26 protein-coding genes and 1 pseudogene are annotated in these 24,514 nt (G+C 43.7%); 3 read left to right on the top strand and 24 right to left on the bottom strand.

The genetic code is table 11. From position 1 onward, the window contains the following. Positions 1-161: 161 nt before the first annotated feature. The 22 genes from RE628_RS06310 to RE628_RS06205 form a co-directional block, all read right to left on the bottom strand. Positions 162-461, bottom strand: a complete 300-nt coding sequence (locus tag RE628_RS06310; RefSeq protein ID WP_309157946.1) for a hypothetical protein — start codon at positions 459-461, stop codon at positions 162-164. Between the two features lie 34 nt (positions 462-495). Then, positions 496-822 (bottom strand): WXG100 family type VII secretion target, encoded by a 327-nt coding sequence (locus tag RE628_RS06305; RefSeq protein ID WP_309157945.1) that lies wholly within the window; start codon positions 820-822, stop codon positions 496-498. 44 nt (positions 823-866) lie between these two features. Further along, entirely contained in the window at positions 867-3,326 is a 2,460-nt protein-coding gene (gene essC / locus RE628_RS06300; RefSeq protein WP_309157944.1) for a type VII secretion protein EssC, read from the bottom strand. After that, positions 3,245-4,747, bottom strand: coding sequence for a hypothetical protein (locus RE628_RS06295; protein ID WP_309157943.1), 1,503 nt, complete (start codon positions 4,745-4,747; stop codon positions 3,245-3,247). The genes essC and RE628_RS06295 overlap by 82 nt, the downstream gene beginning before the upstream one ends. Further along, positions 4,744-5,571 carry a DUF5050 domain-containing protein gene (locus RE628_RS06290; protein WP_309157942.1) on the bottom strand — a complete coding sequence of 276 codons (828 nt, stop codon included), beginning with the start codon at positions 5,569-5,571 and terminating at the stop codon, positions 4,744-4,746. Before RE628_RS06290 ends, RE628_RS06295 begins: the two co-directional genes overlap by 4 nt. A 15-nt stretch (positions 5,572-5,586) precedes the next feature. After that, a complete protein-coding gene (locus RE628_RS06285; protein ID WP_309157941.1) occupies positions 5,587-5,817 on the bottom strand; it encodes an EsaB/YukD family protein in 231 nt (76 codons plus the stop codon). An 18-nt stretch (positions 5,818-5,835) separates the two neighbouring features. Then, positions 5,836-6,324 carry a hypothetical protein gene (locus RE628_RS06280; protein WP_309157940.1) on the bottom strand — a complete coding sequence of 163 codons (489 nt, stop codon included), beginning with the start codon at positions 6,322-6,324 and terminating at the stop codon, positions 5,836-5,838. Between the two features lie 82 nt (positions 6,325-6,406). Next, a complete protein-coding gene (locus RE628_RS06275) occupies positions 6,407-6,844 on the bottom strand; it encodes a hypothetical protein (RefSeq protein WP_309157939.1) in 438 nt (145 codons plus the stop codon). Between the two features lie 26 nt (positions 6,845-6,870). Beyond that, positions 6,871-7,083 (bottom strand): hypothetical protein, encoded by a 213-nt coding sequence (locus RE628_RS06270; protein ID WP_309157938.1) that lies wholly within the window; start codon positions 7,081-7,083, stop codon positions 6,871-6,873. 16 nt (positions 7,084-7,099) lie between these two features. Further along, positions 7,100-7,981, bottom strand: a complete 882-nt coding sequence (locus tag RE628_RS06265; RefSeq protein WP_309157937.1) for a hypothetical protein — start codon at positions 7,979-7,981, stop codon at positions 7,100-7,102. Beyond that, on the bottom strand, positions 7,978-8,961 hold the full coding sequence (locus RE628_RS06260; RefSeq protein ID WP_309157936.1) for a hypothetical protein: 984 nt from the start codon (positions 8,959-8,961) through the stop codon (positions 7,978-7,980). The genes RE628_RS06265 and RE628_RS06260 overlap by 4 nt, the downstream gene beginning before the upstream one ends. Beyond that, positions 8,939-9,109 (bottom strand): hypothetical protein, encoded by a 171-nt coding sequence (locus tag RE628_RS06255; RefSeq protein ID WP_309157935.1) that lies wholly within the window; start codon positions 9,107-9,109, stop codon positions 8,939-8,941. Before RE628_RS06255 ends, RE628_RS06260 begins: the two co-directional genes overlap by 23 nt. Before the next feature lie 205 nt (positions 9,110-9,314). Continuing rightward, positions 9,315-10,142 (bottom strand): ATPase, T2SS/T4P/T4SS family, encoded by an 828-nt coding sequence (locus tag RE628_RS06250; RefSeq protein ID WP_309157934.1) that lies wholly within the window; start codon positions 10,140-10,142, stop codon positions 9,315-9,317. Between the two features lie 13 nt (positions 10,143-10,155). Next, entirely contained in the window at positions 10,156-10,407 is a 252-nt protein-coding gene (locus tag RE628_RS06245; protein WP_309157933.1) for a hypothetical protein, read from the bottom strand. A 14-nt stretch (positions 10,408-10,421) separates the two neighbouring features. Beyond that, entirely contained in the window at positions 10,422-11,249 is an 828-nt protein-coding gene (locus tag RE628_RS06240; RefSeq protein WP_309157932.1) for a CpaE/TadZ family protein, read from the bottom strand. Beyond that, positions 11,228-12,103, bottom strand: a complete 876-nt coding sequence (locus RE628_RS06235) for a CpaB family protein (RefSeq protein WP_309157931.1) — start codon at positions 12,101-12,103, stop codon at positions 11,228-11,230. The genes RE628_RS06240 and RE628_RS06235 overlap by 22 nt, the downstream gene beginning before the upstream one ends. 4 nt (positions 12,104-12,107) lie before the next feature. After that, the gene (locus RE628_RS06230; protein WP_309157930.1) at positions 12,108-13,481 is read right to left on the bottom strand and encodes a CpaE/TadZ family protein; all 1,374 of its coding nucleotides are present in this window, start codon (positions 13,479-13,481) and stop codon (positions 12,108-12,110) included. Between the two features lie 582 nt (positions 13,482-14,063). After that, positions 14,064-14,399 (bottom strand): hypothetical protein, encoded by a 336-nt coding sequence (locus tag RE628_RS06225; protein ID WP_309157929.1) that lies wholly within the window; start codon positions 14,397-14,399, stop codon positions 14,064-14,066. Positions 14,400-14,420: 21 nt separating this feature from the next. Beyond that, entirely contained in the window at positions 14,421-14,645 is a 225-nt protein-coding gene (locus RE628_RS06220; protein ID WP_309157927.1) for a hypothetical protein, read from the bottom strand. 654 nt (positions 14,646-15,299) lie between these two features. Further along, positions 15,300-15,905: a hypothetical protein gene (locus tag RE628_RS06215; RefSeq protein WP_309157925.1), complete on the bottom strand. Its 606-nt coding sequence runs from the start codon at positions 15,903-15,905 to the stop codon at positions 15,300-15,302. An 18-nt stretch (positions 15,906-15,923) separates the two neighbouring features. Next, a complete protein-coding gene (locus RE628_RS06210; protein WP_309157922.1) occupies positions 15,924-18,173 on the bottom strand; it encodes a glycohydrolase toxin TNT-related protein in 2,250 nt (749 codons plus the stop codon). A gap of 14 nt (positions 18,174-18,187) precedes the next feature. Next, positions 18,188-18,943, bottom strand: a complete 756-nt coding sequence (locus RE628_RS06205) for a hypothetical protein (protein ID WP_309157920.1) — start codon at positions 18,941-18,943, stop codon at positions 18,188-18,190. A 213-nt stretch (positions 18,944-19,156) separates the two neighbouring features. Between RE628_RS06205 and RE628_RS29495 the strand changes: the two genes are divergently transcribed. Further along, positions 19,157-19,639 carry a prepilin peptidase gene (locus RE628_RS29495; RefSeq protein WP_375143045.1) on the top strand — a complete coding sequence of 161 codons (483 nt, stop codon included), beginning with the start codon at positions 19,157-19,159 and terminating at the stop codon, positions 19,637-19,639. 10 nt (positions 19,640-19,649) lie between these two features. On the opposite strand, the gene RE628_RS06200 is transcribed toward RE628_RS29495, so the two are convergent. Both RE628_RS06200 and RE628_RS06195 read right to left on the bottom strand, forming a co-directional pair. After that, positions 19,650-20,108 carry a helix-turn-helix domain-containing protein gene (locus tag RE628_RS06200; RefSeq protein ID WP_309157919.1) on the bottom strand — a complete coding sequence of 153 codons (459 nt, stop codon included), beginning with the start codon at positions 20,106-20,108 and terminating at the stop codon, positions 19,650-19,652. 56 nt (positions 20,109-20,164) lie between these two features. After that, complete coding sequence (locus tag RE628_RS06195; RefSeq protein ID WP_309157918.1) at positions 20,165-20,563, bottom strand: AraC family ligand binding domain-containing protein; 399 nt, start codon at positions 20,561-20,563, stop codon at positions 20,165-20,167. A gap of 153 nt (positions 20,564-20,716) precedes the next feature. Between RE628_RS06195 and RE628_RS06190 the strand changes: the two are divergent. Continuing rightward, a pseudogene (locus RE628_RS06190) lies at positions 20,717-22,827 on the top strand (glycoside hydrolase family 52 protein). Between the two features lie 537 nt (positions 22,828-23,364). Continuing rightward, positions 23,365-24,408 carry an IS110 family RNA-guided transposase gene (locus RE628_RS06185; RefSeq protein WP_309157917.1) on the top strand — a complete coding sequence of 348 codons (1,044 nt, stop codon included), beginning with the start codon at positions 23,365-23,367 and terminating at the stop codon, positions 24,406-24,408. Positions 24,409-24,514 lie beyond the last annotated feature (106 nt).

The raw sequence follows: 24,514 nt of genomic DNA, 5'->3' as shown, positions 1-24,514 counted from the left end.
CTAGACTGACTCTCTTATTCTCATTACCTCTTCTCCTTTTAATAGACTAGTCTTCCTATTAATCTTCTTGCTCCCTTGATCTATGTGAAATAGTTATTTTCCAACCTATAACGCTAGACAAGGCGGCGACTATCGCCGCCACCACGTCCGCACTTACCAGATTATATTCTGAGTTGATTCGCAAGATCTGCATCGCTTTGTTGTTTGATTTCAGCAATTTTCTGGATCAGCCTCTTGTAATCATCTGCCCAAGCGTTCAGACTTTTTACTACTTCACCTTTAGTCGTTTGGAAATTACTAATAAATGCTTCTTCCGAGCCGCCAGACCACCAAGATCTAACGCCTTCAACCATAGTCGCCATCTTTTTAAGATCAGCTTCGATCTTACTGATTTCGGATTGCAGTTTGGACTCCAAGTTTTTAGCTTGATCAAAATCAAATTTTTGTTGGTTCGCTGCCATTTTATATATCACCTCCTTTCAAAGCTATACGTATCTAGTACTGTATAATCTTAGATGCATTCTTCTGCGCCTCAGCTCTGGCCGCAGCCTCAGCAGCTAATCTTTTCTCCTCATCTGCCCGTTGGACTTTACTGCTTAAACTGTTCAGATTAGAAGACAGGCTTGTCATTTTATTGATCAGAGATTTGATATCTGTCTGCAATTCTTTGTACCCGGTCCGGAAAGCCTTGGCTGCGTCCCCCTGCCACCAGGAACTCGAATCATTGACCTGCCCATAGCAGCTTGAAGCCTCGCTATTGATATCACTTTTTACTTCTGTTACCCTGTTAGCCTTACTCTTGATTTCTGATACTGTCGACATATCCATTTCTCCTCAGAAATTTAGGATTTCGGCACCAAGTAATGTCAATTAGCAAGCACTAAAGATGGTGTAGCATCTTTGGCTGGAATGGTTGCACATCTCATGCCTACAAATTTGCTCTTATGAATGAAATATCCATCGAATTGGTCCATTTCTTTCTCCGTCATGCCATAAGGCAATCTTGCCGAGTAGAGCCCTTGCTCTTTGATACTGCCAAGCAAAATCCCTGTCTGCTCTTCCTTAACCGCCTTACCAAGGCTATCCCAGTTGCCGTTAAAATCAGAGATCACATCAGCAGCAATAACAGCTACCTTCATTCCTCGCTCCTGCTTCACAATCCGTTCGAGCAGCTCTTTGAGCGCATAACTATCTCCGTCTGTGAACTCGCTCAGCTTATCGAATACGAAGACAATTTGCTTCCATGACCTCATCAATTGTTTGATGTCTCCGCCTCCTCGCCTGCATTCCGCCATTTGGCAGCGGCGTTCATCCAGCAGTTCCTTCATTTCATCGATAAAAGCTTCCTCAGTCTCTGCCAAATCCGTAACATATGGAAGACTCATGATCTCGAATAATCCCATGCCATTAGAATCAAGCACGTAAACATCCACTTCACTCAACATGCTGATCCAGGAACGAAGCAACGTACTCTTTCCGGACATCGCCTCACCGGCAACCATGATGACCGGAGTAGCATAGAGGTCAATATTGACAGGTTGAAGATCATTATTAGCTAAGCCAATCGCGAGCTTACCTGCTTCTTTATTGATCTGCTCCATATCAATACTGGCTGGCATAATCGGTATAGGCTTAGCCTGGTCCGTCTCAAGATCTGCATAACAATCCAGAAGCTGCTCGCATGTCATCCCTTCATATCCTGGCAGCGAAGCCTGGAATTCCAACGGAGGTTTGCCACGTACCAATCCCCTGCCGGGAACCTTCATAGGCTCTAACCCTTCCGTCCTACCGACCACCCCGGCATAATCCGCTTTGTCCGTCATCTGGAAAGTAACGGCAAGCTTGAAATTGACGCTGAACTTATATCTTACGAACGCAGCGTTAGAAGCTGTTGCCACCAGATAAATACCATATTTTGTTCCTTCTCGTGCTAGCAGCATCATATGTGCATCCAGATCCTCATACGACTCTGATAGAGCGAAATAATTATCAATCATCAGTACAATCGACGGCAGCTTCCTTCCATTATGCCGATAAGCATTAAATCCGTTGCTACCGATCTGCTCGAACAGTACCTTCCTCTCATCGATCTCTCGGAATAGAAACATCACGAACTGATCGATCTTGGTCTTCTCCTCAATGGTCATAACCCCGCCTACATGAGGAAGCTTCTCGAAAATGCGAAGCGAGTTACCCCCAAAATCCATGATGTAAATATTCACATCTTCAGCAGAATAGTCATGAGCCATTGACATACAGAGCGTCTTTAGAAATTCTGTCTTCCCCGTACCAGAAGCACCGTATACAAATAAATTCCCTTCATTCGCAAAATCAATCTCCAGCATATCCTGGCTTTGACTTCTTGGATCATCCATTCTTCCCACAGGTACTTTTAATAGGTTCTCCTGCTTCGTCCAATGCCCGAACTCCTGTTTATTTTCTAAAATACTATCAAGATATACTAATTCTGGAAGTGGTGGCAGCCACGGTCCCTTCAACGGCTCAATATTAGCCCGTTCAGCGGTTCTCACTATATGCTCTACCATTGCACCAAGCTGCGAAGGCAGTTCATGCTTAACAATCTTTTCTTCGAAACGGGGGTAAATCTGTTCAATTCTTCCGTTTAATGAAACTTCGTAAATTCTTTTTGTTTTATTTTCATTTTTTTGCAGCTCGCCATCAGGATCATAATCAGCTCCTGAATAAGTCGATTGGAATAATTCGAATATTTCATCATTCCCTACCTGAATAAATGCCCGGCCTGGCTCCTTGATCATCGCGGCATCCGAACGTTTGATTACGTCCCGGCTGTCCCGCTCATCCTGTACCTTGAGACAGATCTTGAATTTGGAGTTGCTCCAGATCTGGTCATCCACTACCCCGGCTGGCTTCTGCGTCGCTAATATCAGGTGGACTCCCAAGCTGCGGCCAACGCGGGCGGCACTAACTAATTCCTTCATGAAATCAGGCTGGTCCTGCTTCAATTCAGCGAACTCGTCGGCAATCATAATCAAATGAGGGATGGCTGGCATTTGGCCTTCTGCATTACGGCTATAATATAGCTTCTGATACTTATCGATGTTGTTCACGCCAAACTCGGAGAACAGACGTTGCCTTCTCATCAACTCACTCTTAATTGACAGGAGCGCCCTAGTTGTCTGGTTGCCGCCCAAATTCGTAATCGTTCCTACAAGATGCGGCATTCCCTGGAAAATATCAGCCATTCCGCCGCCTTTATAATCGATCAGAACAAATACGACATCATGTGGATGGTAGTTAATGGCCAGAGAAATAATAATGCTCTGAAGCAACTCACTTTTCCCCATCCGGTCGTTCCGGCAACCAGTCCATGCGGACCATGCCCGGTCTCATGCATATCAAGATGGAATAATGTCCCCCCTGCCTTAGCTCCAATCGGAACACTCATCCCTTGATAAGGCTTATTCATATTCCACCGCGACAATAAATTAATTTCCCAAGTCTTCTTCGCTTGCAGCATATCCAGCAATGTTAATGAAGTTGGTAGCGAGAAATTCCCTCCCGAATTCTTAATTCGCAGCGGTGCCAATTTCCGTACTGACTCTATCAACTGCTGTCTATTGACTGTATCCGGATTAAAAGTCGTCTTCTCTCCGGTTTCACGATCAGCCAATTCCCCGGTCTTCCCTTGAACCAATATGACCTGCTTGCAGTTCATCGGAAGGTATGCCTGATTCTTAGCCATATATACGGAGGAGATTCCAAGCGAAGCACATTTGTTGTACAGGTATTTATTAATCGGCTCCTCTTCAAGAAGAGACGGCTCTTCGATAACAAATACATAATGAGGCAGTGAAATACCTCCGAGCTTCTTCATTTCCCGTTCTTTAAAAACCTCGTTCAATTCTCCAAATACAGCATGTGCTATCGCTTTGCCACACAACAGAAATCTGACGCCATAACCATCACTCCACAGATGCGGCAAATGTTTAATCCAATCCCATTTCTCCAGCCCCTCTTCCGAGGCTAAAATCACAACTCGTACGTCGTCATTACCATGATGGGTTACTAGCTGGAGCAGCATTTGTGTAACCACCTCAAAGGCTTTGTCTTCTTCACCGGCGATTCCACATATTTCTGATGCGAGCAAGTTAATAGAAACCGGAACACCATGCACCCGATCAAATTCTAGCGCCAATCGCTGCGGCTCCATCAGTAGCGGATCGGTCTCCATAATGATCGCTTGCTTGGTATAATTAATTCGTAAAGCAGCAGGGACACTCCCCACACCGAGACGAAGCGATAAAAAATCTGGCGATGACGTCGTTCTTTCCCAGAGACGGTTGTCTAATTCCTGTATTCTCTGCAAGCAGGCAATAGGATCGGGATTCATCTCATTCATCGCTTTGATCTGCTGCTCTCTGGCAAGCTGCAGTTCACTCCGGCTATCCGCGATAAACTGCAAATATTTCTGCTCTCGTTCCTTCTTCTTGCGTTTATACTTCTTGATCTGTGATGCGGCGCTGGTCAAAGAGACGATAAGAGTCATTACAGTCATTGAAATGGACAACAGCATATACATAGAGTGGGATGTCATCGCAAGCAACATCGAAATAACGAGCATAACTGCTGGTGGAGCTAATAAGGCGAACCAGGATATTTCCGGTTTGTCATAGGCATTGGGCGGATTCGGAATTTCAAGCTCGCCTCTCGGCATTTCCGACAAGAATCGGGGCTGACGGCTAAATTCATATTTTTCATTAATCATAATGACCTCTCAATAGAATCTATTTTTACAGCTTGACCGCCTGTTAGTGACATTCTGAACCAATTCCTTCGACTACAGAAATACAACATATCCTCTACAATATGAAGATAATCCGCACTTTCCCCGCAAATACGGATTTTGTGTCCTGTGTCCGGATCAATCCGGTAAATTGTTCTCTCATTGCTGCGGTTCGCACAGTATAAATAACGACCGTCGCTATTCAGACTATTGGGAGAAATCTCTTCTTCCTGTCTAGTCATTCCCGTATGTATGTCATGTAAGGTCAACAAATAACGATTAGTTCTATTAGCATAGACCAGTTTATTATCGACTTTCAGCAAAAAGACCGCAGCGTCTTCCGAGACGAGTTCCCTATCCTTACCGCTTAGACTACAACTTCTGATCCCTTGCTGCGAAGCGTAATAGATCCGATCCTCGTCCATTAGAAAGGATTCCACTCTATCGTCGGCAATTCGGGATTTGTCTTTGCCATTCAAGGTACACCGATAGATCGCATGGTCGGATTCATTGATATAGTAGATCCAGTCTCCGTGAACAATGACCCCGTACGCAGGTTGATCAACAAGTACTTGAGAGGCTTGCGACCTAATATTCATACAGCACAGACGATTCCCACGCGCCTGATCACTGTAGACGATCATGTCATCCGCCTTGTTCATGAACCAGAATACGCCATCCAGCAGCTTTCCTTCTTCAGTTTCGTCATAACGTATAAATGTACCTGAATAGTTCTTCAAATCCGTCAGAAGCAGGCTGCCGTCTATTTTCAAAGCTAATCCGCCGTTACAAATATTACCTATCATCCTATTCAGCCCCTTCTATATGAGAGTAAGCAGCGCTCCATCCGCTACGCCCTCCTCATCAAGTGTCCGGGTATGCTCCAGAATTCGCCCCAAAGGCTCGGCCTGAATCCGATGCTCAGGTCTGATCGGCAGCCCCAGTGCTTCTGACAGCATAGCAAGAAGTTCCTCAGGAGTTACAAATACAGGAATCTTCAGCTCCTTCTTCATTTGCGGCCCCGCCTGAAAAGTGACTATAATATAGTCCATGCCGTCACATCCCTATGATTAGTTCTTAATGGAGAGAATCAGGGTGCGTTCAGAAATTAACTGAGTAGCAACATCCTCGCTCGCATCCTCTGCCATTTTCAAATACTTTGTTTTGAATTTGTATTCCGATTCGGCTTTCATCTCAACCTTCGTGACAACTTGTTCAGTATACAAGTCTTCCTTCTCCTTATATTCCAGGGTCACAATGAAATCATTGTACTTTCCATCGTTAGATTTGAATTTGAGATAACCATAACTTTCTTTCTTATTAGTACAGGTAAGATTCAATGCATCTTCAAATGCATCAGCAAAATATCCAGCAAACTTCTCCTGATCCACCTGGGCATCCAAATTTTTCTGAGAATCATATTCCAGACTTCGATCCTTAGCTGAACGCGCTGCGTTCGTTATTGCGGTACCGAGTTTGATTTTCTCAACCGTCAAGTTCAACATTTCCCTCATGGGCTCAAGAATGATAGAGAGCAGAATGATCAATAGTATCCCCATCGCGATATTCCTCATGGCTCCTCATAATCCTTCAAATATTGATCGTACGGGAGGTCCTTATAATGCTTCAGCCCAGTCGTCTTCAGGGTAAAGAGACCGGAACCTCCCGTTCCAGTTCTTTCCCCCATAATTTAATGGAAAGTGGATAAACGGCACTAATCTTCACAGTAACGGGCTCTCCGCGCTGTCTGTAAGGTTTGTCTTGGTCTGGAACATCCTCATATAGAGATACTTTCCCGCCTTCTGCGGAATGCTCATCTGTATCGCTATCCTTCTTTTTTACAGAAATCTTGATCTGGTCAGCCTTCTTGCGATAGATTGGTCTATCCTGCAATTTCTCAAGTACATCTTCCTTAAGATCATCTCTTAAATAGTTATCACTTGCGACGATCTGTGTAACATTAAAGGTTTCTACAATCAGCGTCGTGTACCACGGGAAGAAATATATGAAGTTCGTAAAGATCATAAAAGATACCGTCACTATGATAGTAATTAAGATTGCCTTCGCGAATGCGCGCATTTAGATCACCTATGTCCAAAAAATAATTATCCAGTCATCCCCTGTATGAGGGTCTCATAGATATAAGTCCATATTTTATCTACCATCCCTGTAAGCACCCCTCCTTTTAAGTAACTTACTACTAAGGCAATCAGAATAATAACCCCAATCGTAGCTGCAAGCTGCTTCACTCCAAAATCTCCTCTCTCATCCTTCCAAAACGACCATTTCTCTACTTTTTCAACCTGTTTGTTTTCCATACATTTTTCCTCCTCGTTATTGAAACATTTTGATTGCATCCAAAACTGTGAATAAGTAATAAACCACGATATACAACCCCAACACCCCGATCAGCACCAGCTGAATCCTTGAATTGGTCCGCTGCCGGCGCTCCAGTTCGTCCTCCAATGCACGAATCCGGTAGCTGTCTACCTCGTTCTTGAGGTAGACCATTTGTGAGATGTTGTCATAACCCTTTAGCCGGGTCTCCATTAAATCGCAAAACTTGATGATGTAATGAATCGGCACACGCTTCTTCAGCTGCTTCAGAGCATATTCCTCACCATACTCGATATTATCGAGCATGACGCCAAGCTCCTCAGCCATATCCACCTGGGCATTAGGCAAATAATCTCGGATGACGTCAGCCATATAAATATTGACCGATTTGGAGTACTGGTAGTAGATCATGCTGTAGAATGCTGGAAAATCGAGCGCAATATTCTTGTTCTTCTTCTCGATTTTCTTCTCCATTTCCGATACCGGGTACAGCCAACCCAGAATAATAAAGATGGCCGTCACATAACCAAGCAGCTGATTCGCCGTCATCATCACTATCGTTGCAACAAGTCCGCAGGTCACATAGAATAACTGTTCTGTCCGCAGCTCTTCCGGACGAATCGAAAGATCGAGCCGATCGATCATTTTTTGAAATCTAATACGTTCGGCATTGCTGAGCAAACGGGTTACATATTTTTTGGAGAAGCTGCGCTTAAAGCTGCTGAATTTCTCATTGAATTGCTGGTTCTTACGTTCTTTCAAATATTTGCGGTTTCGCTTCTTCTGTTTGCTATGAACAGGTCTGAAATAGGGATAAATAAACACTTTAATCAGGTAAATGATTGATGCCAGAGCCCCAAGCTTCACCAGCATGCTCATTTGGCATCACTTCCAGGTCCCAAATTTCCTTGAAGCGCCTGCGTACGGGCAAAACTAAGACAAATGATGCAGATCATAGCCGTATTGATCACTTTGCCGAAGGTAGTAAATAACATGAACTCGCGAAAATCCTTGACTGATAAAGCGTATAAGAAGAACAGCACTATAATGACTGTTTTGAGCAGAAAATCGCGATTCATTTTGCGGAATATCCGATCCTTCCTTGCATTGATCTCCCGCAGGACCGCATTCTCATCAACAATATCGAGGAAGATATCGGCCATTCCTTTACGCTCGTTGTATTCGAACACAATGGCTTTCTTTGTGAAGTTATCGAATTTGCGGCCGAGCTGTCGGTTAAGCAGCGTAATCGCCTGCTTGAACGAGTAGCCGTTATTTTCACAATTGTCGATGAACTGCTGGAAGTATGGTCTGATGCCAGGCCTAATGTACTCGTCGCTCTCCATCACCTTCTTAATCGCCACCAATACCCCTTCTCTAGCAAGAGGACAAATGATATCTTCTGCGTCCATAATGCTCTCTAGCCTCTCTGCTTTGATCGCCTTGGACTGCATAACGAAGTAAGTGAGCAGCCCGATAAAGATAGCAACCGTAACGACTACCGCCAAAGTCACGTTCTGCATGAAAATTACGACGACCAGCACAACGATCGCAAAACATATGCAGAGCAAGGACGTAAAGCTCTCCAGCGTCAGCGGTAAATTGAAGTCAATGATCAGCCCCTCGACGAGCCGGTTATACTTCGCATACACATTCTCTTTTTGCTTAACGATCCGTTCCTTCTTCATCCGCTCTACATAACGTTTCGTGTTGTATTTCCCCAAGTACTCCGCAAAAGTGTCCAACAAGTTCAAGAAGAAGCGGCCAGTTCCCTCGAAGAAACGAATCTCAAACATAGCGTTCAGGACGACAAATGCAGCTATGCCAAAAAACAGGCTAATGATTAAAGTCGTATCCATCGAACCCATACTCCTCTATTTCGTCTTCGGCAGGCTCTGTCGTCAAGAATTCAAATCTGCTGCGCTTGATTCCCGCTTTGATCATCGTCTGCTGTACCTTCTCGGACAGCATGCCGACCCGTTTATGCTTTCCAACGATCTTAAGCACCGATGCGTATCTTCTTCTTCCACCACATCCTCGGATATAAATTTATAAATCGGATTGATGATTGGCTCCAGCCCTTCGGAGCCGATCACCTCGGAAATTGAGGTCACTTTGCGTGTTCCATCTGCGAGCTTCTCCTGAAAGATCACAAACTTGACGGCACTGCAAATGTTGCGCAGAGCAAGCTCGGCGGGCTCATTGGAAGCCATTAGGTACGCAGTAAGAAAGCGGAAGATTGCTTCCCTGTCACCCTCGGCATGCAAGGTTGTAAGAAGAAATGCCCTGTTTGGGCTGCGCGAAGCGCAGTGGCGAATTCACCGGGAGTTCTGAGCTCCCCTGGACCAATCCAGTGCGGAGACTGACGCATCGCGTTGATCAGCAAATTCTCCATCGTTGCCGGGCTGGCATCATCATCGTCCGGAACAGATTCATATTGCAGTACATCATTAATGATTCTGCCGTGCTCCTGATTCCCTTCTCTTCTAAGCAAGCGCATTTCCGAAGGATTCTCTATCGTTATAATCCGGGATAGCGGATTGATCTCCTTGACCATCATTTCGTTCAGTGTTGTTTTCCCGCTACCGGTCGGTCCGACCGTAATCCACGACAGGTCAGCCTTCGGGAACAGAGACAACAGCTTGAACATGTTCACAGAGAAGGATTCATTCTTGATCATCATTTCCGGCGTTATGCTCTTCTTGCTGAATTTACGGATGACGACCGCAGGCATGTCGTATGGAGATATGTCCGCATGGGTGGCATTAACCCGATATCCTTCAATCGTCCTGGCATTTACCATTGGAATTTTGGGGGTTAGTCTGACTTTGGAAACACCAAGTAGCTTCGAGATAATCCTCTCCAAATGCTCCCGATCCAGAAAATGATATTCCCATGGCAGTGTCTTACCGCCTGTCTCCACAAAAATTTGCTCTATCCCGTTAATGCGAATCTCATCGATCGCCGGGTCCTCCATCGCCTTCGTAATCGGACCATAGTGAGTAATCTCGTCAATGAGCGCTCTTTTTAGATCAACCAATTCGTAATAGCCTTCAACGAGCAGGTTTCTGTGAATCTACAAATTCGTTAATATATGACTTGGTCATTTCGCGTTTTCGCGCGGGATCATGTTCCCGTCTAAAAGCATGCGTCGCCACCTTGGTAATATATTTCTGACAATGTTCTAACGCCTCTTCGAACTGTATCGTCGTATATTTGTTCTTCAGGTCCTCCATATCTTCTTTTTTGCTGACCTGATAACTAACTTTCTGCTGCATATCACTAATCTTGGCGCGAGTAAGCATTCGTCTCTCCCTCCTTACTGGTTACAGAGGATATCCGTTAGGCGCCTCATTTGCTTGAGAAAGTACCTATTAATCAGAGGATTATCCCTTACATACAGCTTGCCTTCGAGAGAATAGGCGTAAGCAGCTTTTACAAAAGGTAGCGCAGCGACAATATTTAGACCGAATTCTTTAATCGCCTTATGATCATAGTTAATATCCTGGATGTTCATGAGGATAACGCTCGTGAACTTGGCTGTGCTAATTCCAATCGATGAAGCAAAGTCAAGCAAGCGGATCATATTGCTAGTTGCTTCTATCCTCTCTGTGGAAGTAAAGAACCCGATATGGGAAAACTTCATCGCTCCAAGGCAGAACTCCAGAGGCGGGTTGTTCGGAATATCCACCAGCACGATATCGAACATGCTCTTCAGCGTGTTAATAACCTGTTCCAAATGATCAAATTCAAAATCCAGATATTCCTCAATCAGATCATGCGGACTAGGGGATAGTAGGTATAACCTTTCGTACTTGGTCGCCTGAATCTCTTCCCGGAAATCCACCTTATCGCTCTTCAATACTCGAATCAGGCCGCTACCTTTCTTATTTGGCTTTGCATCCAGATAGTGATACAGATTAGGATTGAAGACCTTCAGATCCAGAATGCAGGTATTTAAGCCCTTCTGAGCGAGCATATAACCCAAATTACTTATAACGAGCGCATTATCGACCATATCACAAGCCGGTATAAATCCGATCACGCTATAAATGAGCTTGCTTTCCTGGAATTCGGAACCCATATATTCTTTCGGAGATATTTTATCCAGTACATGATCAAGGCTTAGTTTTTCGGTTTGATCCATGACTCTACCTCCCTTTGCAAGGTAGGCAATTGATCGAGAATCACCTGACTGTTCTTGCGGCTAAGTATTGTGATCAGATACTTCTTGCCCTCATATCCGTTGTACTTGGCAAAGTTATCGATCTGCTCCTTGGTTCCTTCAAGCAACAATGATTTTGGTTGAATGCTCTTAAGAAAATCATTGCTTTTCATCACTTCTTGTCGTTTATCTTCACTAAGCTTAAGTACCTCTTTGTAAACTTCATAAATCGAATGGCTACTTGAATTGAGCATGTCGCGAATCTCGATACTACCAAACAAAATCTCGGTTCTCATCTTAGATCCTCGGGACGAGTATCCTACATTGGGATTACCGGATGAGGCATCCTCTTGCTGCTCATAGGAAACACGGATTCTGACCCGATCTCCAGGCATGAGGATATCTCCACCTGCTTCGAGGAAGTTATAAGGCAAAGTGAGCACCTCATGCTCATCCTCCATTTCATACAGCCATTCATTCTGCTGCGGCTTCTCATCCATGAATTGATCTTTGTACAGAATACTGTCATTCCGTAAGTAGTATTTCGTGAACTTGTCTACTATGGAGTCTTTATCCTCTGCAAGAATCATGTCTTCGGAATATTCCTTCCGAATGATAGAGTACTTCTTGATTTGCTTCTCAGTTATGGCAACATAAGCGGGAATCCCGCCAGATTGATCTATCCTGAGAACCTCCACCGTGTCTTTTGCCGCTTGGTTGGCATTGTTTAGCGCAACAAAAGAGACGATGATGATTAGGATGCTGAGTGATAACGCCAAAATTTTCTTGAACAATTTTCTGTTCGGGGATACGCTCTTTACCGTCTTTAAATCCATAGTGTTATGCACCCTCCATTAATCTAAGAAGCATCTGACCGAATGCTCTCTCAAATTCAGCGCCTGTATTGGTCAATGGAACATCCGTCTCAATCTGGGAGTCGAATCCGGAATTGTAAGGGACAGCGCCCGCCATCCTCATGTCATAGCGGAAGTACTCGCTCAATCCGGAAGTTAACACCTCACTCACTTTATCAGGTGTAAATAATTGATCCTGAAATCTGGAACGATCATTATACTGAGTAACAATCACCTTCGCCTTGGCATTTAGATAGGTAGCCTTTTCTTGATCGAGCACTACTTCCACATTACGAATTGTGCTCAATACGGCATGCAAATTGTTAGGCACGCATAAACCGAACACGTCGATATGGATCATCGTCTCTTTAAAATGGCGGAACAAATCGAGCGGTATATCCAATAAGACGAGATTGAATCTACTTCGCAGTACTGAGATTAAGCCTATTAACTTCTCATTATTGTAAAATTGCTCTATTAGTTTGCGATCATGAAAGGAGTAGCCTAGAGAGGTAAGCCATAAGTTGTCTTTGATATTAAAAGCGGTTGTCATATAATCCTGAGGTCTGGCAAGTGTGTGGATGAGCGAAGCGCTCATTTGTTCTTCTTTATTGGTTCTTTCGTGGAAACGGTCAAAGTACATATTCATACTTCTATACTCAGTATCCATGTCGATGATGATCGTGCTTAGCCCTCGCTTGGCAGCTTCATGAGCCAAATTCACAATCGTACTGGTCACCCCGCTTCCGCGGTGTCCGGTGACGGCGATAATCCGACTAATTCCTCGGCTAATGTTGGCCAAGTCTTTGCTTAATCGATCTGTACCCTCAAGCTTAGTTTCGCTTTCCGGCTTCGACCGAAAACGGTCAAAGAAAGATCTTCTTACGTTAGTTTCGGAATCAGCTTGTACCGGGGTCTGATTCTTACTTACAGGTTTTGAATCGTTATGTATTTGCGAGGATTGTTTCTTGCTGGTTGCTTCTAATTCAAACTGAATAACGTTCCATGGGATTCGAATTTTGTCGATAGTTACGATTCTTAGATTGGTATACCGGGAGGATAGCGAGGCGAGATCATTCACTTTCATACGATCCCTTGTAATGACGATTACCGGAATTTCCGAACGTGGACCGTCCTTCACCCATTCCAAAAAATAAGCCAAATGCTCTCGATCTTGCCCAAGCCTATACGAGAAGGCTTCGTCAGTGATCAACACTGAATCCACCTTAGGCATCTCTTCAAGAACAAATTCCTTCAGATCACCCAGCTCTAAACCTTCTGAATTGAAAAAATCAATTTTCTTCGGAAAATTGTCCCGTACCATCCTATGAAATCCACCGGCCACCACTAGTAATTTCATATTTCCACCTGCCAATGAATTATTTTCTATTAACTAGTAAATTTTACCTTACTGTTTGTCTGCTATTATACAATTAACACTATATTCAGACAATACCTTATATGGGTAAATTACCCTTATTTAGGACTATAAAACTAATAATTTTCTGAAAACTTATGAAAAAAGACTCGTTATTGTACGGAATATGATACTTTTCGATTAGTAGATTAATATTATTTTCTATGTGTCGTCTCACAAAAAAATACAACATGGGCGGGTAGCTCGCGTTGTATTTTGTCGATTAACAGACACCTTTGGAAAAAACCATTTATGAATGATTCACTAAATTAATATTTCTATATCTTCATTAGTTATTAAAGATTGAGAACTCTTTGCATGAGGTATTTATTACTTTTTTGCATATTGAGATAACGGCTTTAATATTTGTATTATTTCATCAATTTCCTTTATATCGACATAGAGATAATACTCATCCTTATTATAAGTTTTCACTTCATAAGTATACCTTGCTTCAATCTCTGTGATACCACATGCATCTTAGAATTTCATAGAATAAGAGTAGACTAACATGCACTCATCCTTTTATAATCCTTCATTTATTTGTTGAAGCAATATTTTTAATTCTTCTTCATCAAATAAATCTTGATTCTCGGGTACTTTTATCAATAGTTCGGGAAAACGTCTAATAAACGCTTTTCTTTTTTCCATCTGTTCGTCTTTTTCTAAAGGCCAATTTCCCGTCTCTGCATAAACCATTACTTTATAAGCATCCTGGTCTGACTTTAGTGCTTTCTCCATATTTTCTTTTGAAATATCGTAAAAAACAGGGTGCCCATATGGGCCTTGCGGCCACGTAATTTGAATTTTATCACCCTTCTCGATAATGGCAAAACCATTTCCCTGGTGTATTCTCTCCATAAATAATTCCTTCCTTCAAATTTACTGTTTAGGATAAACATCAGATATTGTATATCCTCCTGATGGAATCTGATCGACCACAGCCTCTGGAACACCACCACTCGTGTATCCACCTGGAATCCAGTATTCAGGCCATGCACCTACTTCATTTCCTGATGGAATCCTAATATTAGATGGATTATTTATCTCCAATATGATTGGATGTTTTCCTAAATAACTCGGATCTAAACCTAAAAGATCCTCCAAAATTCGTGGATTACCATTAGATGCCTCTACAGCCTTATTAACGACACTTTAGAATCCTCCTAAACTTAGAACAAAATTTTGAGCATACCTAAATCTACCTTTATCAAATGCACACCCGATTACGAGCGATACATCTGATATTTTCAAGTGCCATAGTGTATTCGTCCATATTTAGAATCAGGTTCTCCTACTTCACTTCTCATGAATAGAGTTTTGGGGTTGTAAACGTAATTAAACATAACTAATAACAGGTCAATCACAGTAGTATCTGACTGACCATGATTGACCTGCTCGTAGTAACGGCAAAAAAATATTAAGTTATAAAATTTTAGGAATGTTGAATCTATGAACTATTCGGTATACAGAAACATAGGGCGAGTCAATTTAAGCAGGAGGCTATAACAGTTGGATTTACTTGGCTTAATTATTCCTCAAACATTATTTTCTCCAGTTCTTAATCTTTTAATAAAATTGACTAAAGTATAATTTTTAGTAGTAAATTTTGTCTCAAAACCAGTAACTATACTAGCCCTTTCTTATCCATTCTTTATCAATTATTCCCTTTGCTTCCTGCCATGTCATCTCTCCAGCCTCTTTTATATAAACAATCATTTTTCACGGGCGGCTAGCTGGCAAAATCATTTATGAATTGATTCACTTAATAAATAATTCTATATCATTATCCGTAAATCTTTCTGTCAGAATGTTACTTTGGATATACTTCCTTTCTATTATCTTTAGTAAATGTAAGGAATATGTCAGTCTGTATATTACAAAAATTCCTCTCTCTATATCTAGTGGCAATGTCGTAAATCTCTTTTGTTTTTTTGTATCGATGTAACTCACCATTATTTTATCATCAACAATTTCTGCATATACCTCTTGTGGCTTAATCACACTAAAACTATAACAATCATCTTCGATACCTAGACTCTGAAAGTAACCCTTAATGTCGTCGATCGAATGAGTATTATTAATTGGATTGTGCGGTGTATGATTTTTTTTGAAATAAAACTTCCTTAGAATTTTAAGAAAAAAATATTTGATGGCGTCCTTTTCATCTATAAACTTTTTTATGTCTTCTTTTTCTGGTAGTGGCCTTTTTTCAAAGTTCATTTCAGAATAATACCAACTTAATTCATCATATTCTATTAGGCTATAATTTTCATAATACCCTTTCTCTTCTTGTATAACTTTTTCATTAATGCTAATTTCCATACCCAATTCTTTACAAATATGCTGCAATTGATACCTATCCATTAAAATCACCCTTCTACTTTATTCAATAAATATCTTGATGTAACCAAGATCGAGCAGATTCTGTACGGTAGCTTTTACCGAAGTGCCATAATCATCTACTATCTCTATTTGGGAATAATACTGAACACCTTCACCAACTTCATCAAACCATGGAGCGATCTTACCAGATCTGACTTGAAACGGCTTTACTATGATATATTTAGTGTATGGCTGCAACTTCATGTGTGGAGGTAAAGCTCTACTTCCATAGCTTGAACCTGCAGGAGAAAAATATTGCCCGCTTGCATTGCTTCCATATCTATCTATTATAGTCCCTGATTGAAGTGTTTCGATTTTAAACTCTCCATTTACAAAACCATCTATGTTAGGGTCACCTTTTGTACCAGGCCAATTAATATCACCAGTTTCCTGATTATAGTATCTTGGGTTATCGTATACTTCTTTGTATTCCAAATACAACTCATCACTTGGAGGGTACTTCCAACTAGATAGTTTAGCTCTGTCTACCTCACTTATGATCTTAGCCGTAACTTCTCCCGTCCCTCTAGTCTCCCAAGTAACTTTCCCATCCCCATATTTATCTTTGAAGTACGCTTCCCAGTCTTTCCCGGACGGGTTCTCTATAACATCTGTTTTCTTCGGCTTAATAAACTCAAGAATTTTTTGGGCGCCTGAACTTTTCAGCATGCCGGATATTGTCTTGAACGCGTAAGTAAATGCCACATCACCAACGCCCGCTGCTGAAGAGTTGAATGCAATATTGAATAATCGCTCTCCCAGGCTCTGGTCGCCATCTTTTCGGAAATCTGTTACGGAATCAGACACTTCAGTCACTCCGCTAAATATAGCTTCAGCCGTAATTGAGCGTAGCAAGGTTGGTGACAGTTTTGCTAAAACAGCCGGTGTCTTGACCGCCTTTAAATACTTAAATGGTAGGAAGAAGCCGACTATATTGCCTGTAATTTCTCCGGCCTTTTTGCCGTATGGATCATCTAACGGGTCGACATATCCTTCTGGCATCGGTCCCATTATCCATTCGGTAATCAACTCCGGTAATCCTGCCGAAGCGGTATCAATAGTATTAACAACGATATTTGAGGTGCCTGTAAACAGATTAGCGAAGAATGGGTTTCCGATTCCGCTCTGAGCTTGACGCATTTTATCTGCCCATTTCTTATCGATCGCATCCATTTCCGCTTTGATCTCTCGGTACCGCCGATCCTGCTCTTCCTTCGATAACGTGCCCCAATACGTCTGTTCGAGCCTTTTTTGCGCTTCCGGATCATCACGGTTTAATACGTCTGCGTGACTATAATTTTTAGGATCAGCTGGCATTAACATATACTGTGGCTCACTACTTACTTGTGCTACCTCGATATTAAATAGTGCATTCCACGTCTGTACCCCGATGACTCCGTCTGCCTCGGTCAGATCCTTCCCGTAGATCTCCAGGAATCCGTCCATCGCCCGCTGAGTTTGTTCATCATAGTAGCCTGTTGCCTCAATATCAAAGCCTAGTTCCTTGAGACGGTTCTGCACCATCTTAACTGGATCTGAATAAACTCCTGAGTCCATTGTCAGGATCCCATTCAAACTTCCGAACAAATAACGCCACATCTGATCGTCTACAACGCCTGCTACACTTCTTTGGTTCTCTAGTCCATAATTATCTTTGAACTGATTGACCGCCTTTAGCGTCTGTTCATCGAAGTATCCATGAGCCTCTACTTCATAGCCTAGCTCCTTCAATCGCTGCTGCAGCCTCAGCACTTCTTCGCTATACTTCTCTGGACTTAAGCTTAATTCTCCCGACAAAGGTGAAATATATACCGGTAGTGAAATTGAAGCAGCTAATACGAATGGATATACGGGAAAAGCCCCAAACGGAGATAAACTATGATTCTTCTCTTGGAATAGAGCTTCTCGATTCAGAACAAGTGGAATTTTCTTCTGCTGCATTTCCTCAATTTGCCGAATCGCTTCCTTCTCACGTTCAATATATTCACCCGCCGCCCATCTCAGGGTCTTCTCCTTGATTCGCAACTTATCATCAATCGCTAGCGCCAGCTTCTGAATCTCTTGAATCAAGTACTCTACTTCTGCTGCGGCTCTACCAACATAATCTTCCGAATACTGGGAACGTGTGTCACCCACAACTCTGGATACATCCTTGCACATATTCGTAACCTGATCTTCTATCATCCGGTTTAATCGTCCAAGTCTATCTGCTAATCCTTCCACTTGATTGGGATTTACCTTCTGCGCCATGCGCGCTCTCCTTTCTACGTCCCATGAAATTGAATGATTTGCTTCAAAGCCACCTCCGGCCGCTGGCGAAATAACCTGACCTGCTCCCGGTCCTGTCTCATACAAGTAATCCAGGTTCCCTGCTCCGTCCTCACACAATGAAAAAGAGCCTCAATAGGCTGATCACGATTAAATCGATAGCCGGCAACGACCCGGCATAAGGTTCCATCATGTACTGCCCTTGAAAGCTCCTCAGCTAATTCATAATTCAATCCATACGGCTCCAGCATAATAGCAGAGCTCTTCACGGCTCCTGTTCCAGCTAAAGCAAACGCATAGTTCAAAATTTCAGCTGGTATATCAAACTGTAGTTCCTCAATACAATCACTAAGCAGCAACTGTTCCTTAAGCAGTTCAGAACAATCCCTCTCCGGAAGAAGCTCTATCTCGCAACTTTCTTCCCCTCTTAACCTTGTATATTTTCCATGGCGAGAATGAATGAACTCCAAGCTTATTTCCCCATCATCCTCTATCAAACATGCGAATGCTTGCTCTGGAAAAGCCAACACTGACACCAATTCAGCATAATCAGAATCTATAAAAAGCTCGGAATCACCCTCATATGATAAAATTCCCTTATGTATCAATCGCTCTGTAACCGCTATCCAATTATTACGAGGTTCATCTGAATCCAGATTACCTCGCAAATCTTCAATTCCAAGCAGAGACTCAGCGCCTACCAGCATGCATAAGTAGAACAGCTCTTCCTTGGGTAAGGTACATTTCACCATTTGGCATAATTCACACCCTTTTCTTTATATTATAAAATACAGCCATATTATACCAATCAATTATTCTAGCAACAATCCCCTTTTAATCCAGTAATAAGGAACTATTTCTATATAAAATAAAAAAACACACCCGCATAGCTAGAAAACAGCTATTGTATGGTGTGTTCAAATTTTTTAAACCAGATACCAACATGAACCATTTAATACAATATTATGATACAATTTTTGAAAGCTTGTTTGTTAATAAAATGGATGGTGTTCACCGTGACATTTCTTTTCACTATAATTTTATGCATCTTATTGTGTTTATCAAGTATCAGCGATATTAGAAACAGAACTATTCCAAACGTTATCGTTGTAATGATTCTAGTGTTTGGGATTTTCTACAGCTTTCTGCATCATTCACTTTATAATGCTTTGTTAGGAGTAATCATTCCGTCAATTCCTCTACTCGTGGCCAAATACAAATTCAACTTCTTCATTGGAGCTGGTGATATTAAGCTACTCTCTGCCATCGGTGCATGGCTCAGCTGGTTTCTGAATCTCTATGTGCTCTTATTAAGCTGTGTGATTGTGTTGATATTTGTATTAATAATGAGACTATTGTTTCGCACGAGAGTACTCTCTGTTCCCTTTGCTCCCTTCCTATCTATAGCGTCATTGATCATTTACATCGTCTCAGTCAACTCTATATAAGGATGAACCCTCACACATGAAACCTGGCTCGAAACTTCCCAGGGGACTCTCCGGTCCAGCGCTTGAATTGTCGGCTGAAGTGGGCAATGTCCTTGTAGCCGAGACGGGTGGAGACGGCCTCTACGGAAAGCTCCGGCTCCATGAGAAGAAGCTTAGCCTTCTTGAGCTTCAGGCCGGATAAATACTGACGCGGCGATATGCCATATACGCGTTGGAAGATGCGGTTGCATGACGATGCACTGTACCCTAGATCCGCGGTGGCGGCCGCTACCGCATCCCTCGAGTGCTGCTCCTCCTTCTCATCATCTGACAGGATCTCTCCCTGGATATCGCTATCCTCGACATTTTTCTCCAGCCTCGCCGCAATCTCAAAGGCTACCCTGCCCATCTTGCTGCTAGCTAGTTCCTCTTCGCCCTGTTCGGATAGCACCTCACTTAGCCCGGCAAGCAGGTCGAATACGGCGGACATAGCACGCATCTTATTGGCCAGCTTAAGCGGCACCTCATTAGCCGAGGTCAGCGAGATCAGCTTGTCCAGGCTGGGCGAATCGTCCTGGTTAGAGGGCTGGTCGACTCATACAGGTCAAAGTTTCTGCGGCTCAGCAGGGCATGCAGAATAGGATCATCTGCATTAAAATGCAGACAATAATAAGTCATTGGCTCTTCACCAATCGCCCGGCTCTCATGAACATCTTCAGGCCTAAGCAATAGTAAATCACCGGGCTGTTGGATATAACGCTGACTGTTGACAATCATCTCCTGTCCTCCGGCGAGCAGTAAATTGACTTCAAATAAAGGATGAGTATGCCGCGGGTATGACCAATCCTTGGTTACGGTACGGACATGGGATGCAAATATCCGGAACGTTGAATCCATATCCGGCAGCATAAATTCGGCGATATAACGATTATTAGCTACTTCCATGGCAGCAGCCTCCTAGACGAGTTTGAGAATTCGTGGTCAATTTGGGTAAATTGATTCTTGGTTTGGATATAATATATCCTTTTACACCTTGTTATAATTAACATATCACAGATTCATCTCTATATACAGGAGGTAGTTAAATTGGATAAGAAGATGCTATTTAACGCACACCATTCTCCAATGGGAGCGTTCGCAAGCTTTACACTAGGATATCCTGGCAAGAAAGGCGGATTAGACCTTGAACTAGCTAGCCCACCGAATCAAAATATATATATTGGACTACAAGAGGATGGAAAGAATCGTTATCAGGCGCTGCCTTTCTTCGGAGAAGGGGCGGATGAGCGCGATCGTTATACTTCTGAACAGGATGGCGAGAAGAAGTCGTTGAAGATAAGCTTATCATTCCTTTTGCTCAAGAGAGCATTACCCGTAACTTCAATGCAGCAACCGATGAATGGCAAGCCGGAGATCTGACCTTCCGCATCTATTCACCATTTGACGGTGTACCTGATCCAGCAACCGCTAAAGATGAAGAACTCAAATTTGCCATTATGCCAGCCGTTCTGGCCGAGATCGTCGTCGACAATACGCACGGAACAAGCAGTCGTAAAGCCTTCTTCGGTTTGCAGAACAGTGACCCTTACAGATCCATTCGCCGCCTTGAAGAGGTAACGAACGGTGAGATTATCGGGATCGGACAAGGCAGACATACCGCGATCGCGACAAGTGACAATCGAGTAAAAAGTGCGGGCTTCTTCACAATGGAGGCAATTCTCGAGCCTAAGGTCGAAGAAAATCTGCGTTTTGGCCTCGGTGCAGTTGGCGCCCTACTGATGGATACGCCTGCAGGTGAGAAAGCGACTTACCGCTTCGCGATCTGCTTCTACCGTGAGGGATATGTTACAACGGGTCTCGATACTACTTACTATTACACGCGCTATTTTGCAAATATCGAAGAGGTTGCCGCTTATGCGATGAATAGCTTCGATAAGAAGGTAGAGCTTGCACAGCAGGCTGATCGTATTACAGATGCACCTCACTTGAACGAAGATCAGCGCTTCATGCTGAGACATGCGATTCGCAGCTACTATGGTTCTACACAATTGCTCGATAACAAGGGAGAAGCGCTCTGGGTCGTGAATGAAGGCGAATATCGGATGATGAATACGTTCGACTTGACTGTAGACCAACTGTTCTTTGAAATGAAAATGAACCCTTGGACCGTGAAAAATGAGCTCGATCTGTTCGTGAATCGTTACAGCTATAAAGATCAGGTTCACTTCCCGGGAGATCCAACACCGTATCCGGGCGGGATCAGCTTCACCCATGATATGGGCGTTGCCAATGCATTCTCTAAGCCTGAATATTCCTCCTATGAGCTTCATGCGATCGATGATTGCTTCTCGCACATGACGCATGAGCAGCTTGTGAACTGGGTACTGTGCGCTACTGTATACGTACAGCAAACAGACGATAACAAGTGGATCAATGATAATCTGAGCATCATGGAGCAATGTCTGGAAAGTATGGTGAACCGTGACCATCCGGATCCAGCCAAACGCACCGGTATTATGGGTCTCGATAGCTCCCGCACAATGGGCGGAGCTGAAATTACAACCTATGACAGCCTTGACGTATCGCTCGGACAGGCACGGAACAACATCTACTTAGCTGGCAAGAGCTGGGCTGCTTATGTAGCGATGGAGAAATTGTTCACGAAGCTTGGCCGCACAGAACAAGCAAGCCTAGCTGCAGAACAAGCCGATCGCTGCGCAGCGACTATTGTGTCGCAAATGCTGCCAGAAGGCTACGTTCCTGCCGTCATTTCAGAGAATAACGATTCCAGAATTATTCCTGCTATCGAAGGGCTGATCTTCCCGCTCTTCACTGGCTGCAAAGATGCGCTTGATCCAAACGGACGTTTCGGTGCATATATCCAGACGCTGAGCAAGCACCTGAATACCGTGCTTCAGCCAGGCGTGTGCCTGTTCGCTGACGGCGGTTGGAAGCTCTCCTCCACCAGCGATAATTCCTGGCTCAGCAAGATCTACCTGTGCCAATTCATCGCGCGGGAAATTCTCGGCCTAGAATGGAACGAGCAAGGTAAAGCTGCGGACGCAGCCCATGTCGGCTGGCTGACTTCTACTGCGAATGCTTACTGGAGCTGGAGCGACCAGATGCTCGCTGGAGTGATCTGCGGCAGCCGCTACTATCCGCGCGGAGTTACAGCAATTCTGTGGCTGGATGAGCAACCGTCTGCGTAATACACCATTGTAGTTTAGCGATTCCTGAAGTGGACCATCAATTGTACTGCTAGGAACATCAACGCCAACATATCAAATAAAGCCTTACACGACCTTCCTTCCCCTGTTTATAGGGCGAGGAAAGGGTGTAAGGCTTTTTCTTACTTATAATTTATCGATGGTGGGGGCGCTCGTATTTCGTGCCTAATCTGGACGGCCAGTTCCTTATACCCGCATGCCCCCTTCCCAGCGCGCTCTCTCATAGAGTAATGCCGCTTACACCGATGAAACGCATATCGGTAAGGCTAAAGGTTAACCGAAATAGTGTCCTCGGACTGTCGAGAACCAATGAGTTTATTAACCCGTTCTCTAGCTATGATGAACAAAACAGCCCCCGTATTTGCTTCGAATCGTAGGTTAAAATGGATACTGTAGAAAACCCATTTCAGAGCTACAAAGCAAAAGGAGGCTGTCATTAATGCAGTTTACCACAAAATACGTCGGTTTAGATGTATCAAAAGAAAAAATTTCCGTTGCCATTGCAGATGAGGACGAGAATTGCCACGTTACTACGGAACTATAGCGCATACCCCTGCCGCTCTTCGGAAACTTATCAAGGAATTAGGTCCTGCAAATTCCTTAGCATTCTGTTACGAAGCTGGTCCGACTGGATACGAAACACACCGCTGGATCGAATCTATGGGAGCAAGTTGTACCGTGATTGCCCCTTCCCTTATGCCCAAACGGCCTGGCGACCATGTAAAAACGGACCGCCGGGATGCGGAGCAACTCGCTCGTCTTTTCCGAGCAGGTGAGTTGACCGCGGTTCATATACCATCGCGAGATGACGAAGCATTGCGGGATTTAGTTCGTTCCCGTGAAGCAGCCAAGGAAGATGCGCACCGCGCTCGTCAACGGATCCTTAAGTTTCTCCTGCGCCATCAAGTTCATCCACCGGATACCATCAAACGTCGTTGGACAAAGAAATATCGCGCTTGGCTGGCTTCATTGTCATTCGAACATGAAGCGATGCAGGTCGTGTTTACCGAAATGATTCATGCGCTCGAGGAAGTTGAACAACGCATGGGCCGTTTAGAAGATGCGCTTCTTAGGCAAGCCACAACGGGGGCAAAGGCGGTTGTGATTCAGACCCTTCAATCCTTGCGCGGTGTTGCGCGTCTTACGGCGATTACCATTGCTGCGGAGATTGGCACGTTCGCGCGGTTTCGCTCGCCTGCTCAGCTCATGGCCTACTTAGGTCTAGTTCCTCGTGAGCATTCGTCAGGTCAAAGTACACGACGAGGTTCTATGACCAAGGCCGGTAACAGCCATTTGCGTCGAACGTTAGTGGAGTCAGCATGGAGCTACCGTCATCGACCTACTGTAAAAGGTGAACTAGCGAACCGCCTAGAAGGATTGCCTCCAGACGTACAACTTTTGTCTTGGAAGGCACAAGAAAGATTGCATACGAAATATCGACATCTTGTTTTTGGAAAAAGCAAACCTAAAAACGTAGCTATTGGTGCCGTGGCCAGAGAATTAGTCGGGTTTATTTGGGCGGTTGCTCGGATTGCAGAACAACCTCAAAATTCTTATTTGTAAAAAGGGGAAAGGGTATAACCCGGTTCTCTCCACAGAAGTCGTTCATGAGAAAAGAAAAACGGGTATAAGTAACTGCTTTAAACCTATGAAGGATTAACCACCGGAG

This window comes from Paenibacillus sp. D2_2, from assembly GCF_031199965.1.
Classification (GTDB): domain Bacteria; phylum Bacillota; class Bacilli; order Paenibacillales; family Paenibacillaceae; genus Fontibacillus.
Note: the sequence above shows the minus strand (reverse complement) of the source record. Positions and strands in the feature narration are given on the sequence as shown.

Coding starts and splice junctions, on each gene's coding strand:
- RE628_RS06245 (WP_309157933.1), bottom strand. CDS start 10,407: ATGCTTACTCGCGCCAAGATTAGTGATATGCAGCAGAAAGTTAGTTAT.
- RE628_RS06235 (WP_309157931.1), bottom strand. CDS start 12,103: ATGGATTTAAAGACGGTAAAGAGCGTATCCCCGAACAGAAAATTGTTC.
- RE628_RS06200 (WP_309157919.1), bottom strand. CDS start 20,108: ATGTCCGCCGTATTCGACCTGCTTGCCGGGCTAAGTGAGGTGCTATCC.
- RE628_RS06275 (WP_309157939.1), bottom strand. CDS start 6,844: ATGCGCGCATTCGCGAAGGCAATCTTAATTACTATCATAGTGACGGTA.
- RE628_RS06265 (WP_309157937.1), bottom strand. CDS start 7,981: ATGAGCATGCTGGTGAAGCTTGGGGCTCTGGCATCAATCATTTACCTG.
- RE628_RS06310 (WP_309157946.1), bottom strand. CDS start 461: ATGGCAGCGAACCAACAAAAATTTGATTTTGATCAAGCTAAAAACTTG.
- RE628_RS06230 (WP_309157930.1), bottom strand. CDS start 13,481: ATGAAATTACTAGTGGTGGCCGGTGGATTTCATAGGATGGTACGGGAC.
- RE628_RS06210 (WP_309157922.1), bottom strand. CDS start 18,173: ATGGCGCAGAAGGTAAATCCCAATCAAGTGGAAGGATTAGCAGATAGA.
- RE628_RS06280 (WP_309157940.1), bottom strand. CDS start 6,324: ATGGGGATACTATTGATCATTCTGCTCTCTATCATTCTTGAGCCCATG.
- RE628_RS29495 (WP_375143045.1), top strand. CDS start 19,157: ATGATACAATTTTTGAAAGCTTGTTTGTTAATAAAATGGATGGTGTTC.
- RE628_RS06305 (WP_309157945.1), bottom strand. CDS start 822: ATGTCGACAGTATCAGAAATCAAGAGTAAGGCTAACAGGGTAACAGAA.
- RE628_RS06205 (WP_309157920.1), bottom strand. CDS start 18,943: ATGGTGAAATGTACCTTACCCAAGGAAGAGCTGTTCTACTTATGCATG.
- RE628_RS06240 (WP_309157932.1), bottom strand. CDS start 11,249: ATGGATCAAACCGAAAAACTAAGCCTTGATCATGTACTGGATAAAATA.
- essC (WP_309157944.1), bottom strand. CDS start 3,326: ATGGGGAAAAGTGAGTTGCTTCAGAGCATTATTATTTCTCTGGCCATT.
- RE628_RS06285 (WP_309157941.1), bottom strand. CDS start 5,817: ATGGACTATATTATAGTCACTTTTCAGGCGGGGCCGCAAATGAAGAAG.
- RE628_RS06215 (WP_309157925.1), bottom strand. CDS start 15,905: ATGGATAGGTATCAATTGCAGCATATTTGTAAAGAATTGGGTATGGAA.
- RE628_RS06290 (WP_309157942.1), bottom strand. CDS start 5,571: ATGATAGGTAATATTTGTAACGGCGGATTAGCTTTGAAAATAGACGGC.
- RE628_RS06260 (WP_309157936.1), bottom strand. CDS start 8,961: ATGGATACGACTTTAATCATTAGCCTGTTTTTTGGCATAGCTGCATTT.
- RE628_RS06225 (WP_309157929.1), bottom strand. CDS start 14,399: ATGGAGAGAATACACCAGGGAAATGGTTTTGCCATTATCGAGAAGGGT.
- RE628_RS06195 (WP_309157918.1), bottom strand. CDS start 20,563: ATGGAAGTAGCTAATAATCGTTATATCGCCGAATTTATGCTGCCGGAT.
- RE628_RS06270 (WP_309157938.1), bottom strand. CDS start 7,083: ATGGAAAACAAACAGGTTGAAAAAGTAGAGAAATGGTCGTTTTGGAAG.
- RE628_RS06295 (WP_309157943.1), bottom strand. CDS start 4,747: ATGATTAATGAAAAATATGAATTTAGCCGTCAGCCCCGATTCTTGTCG.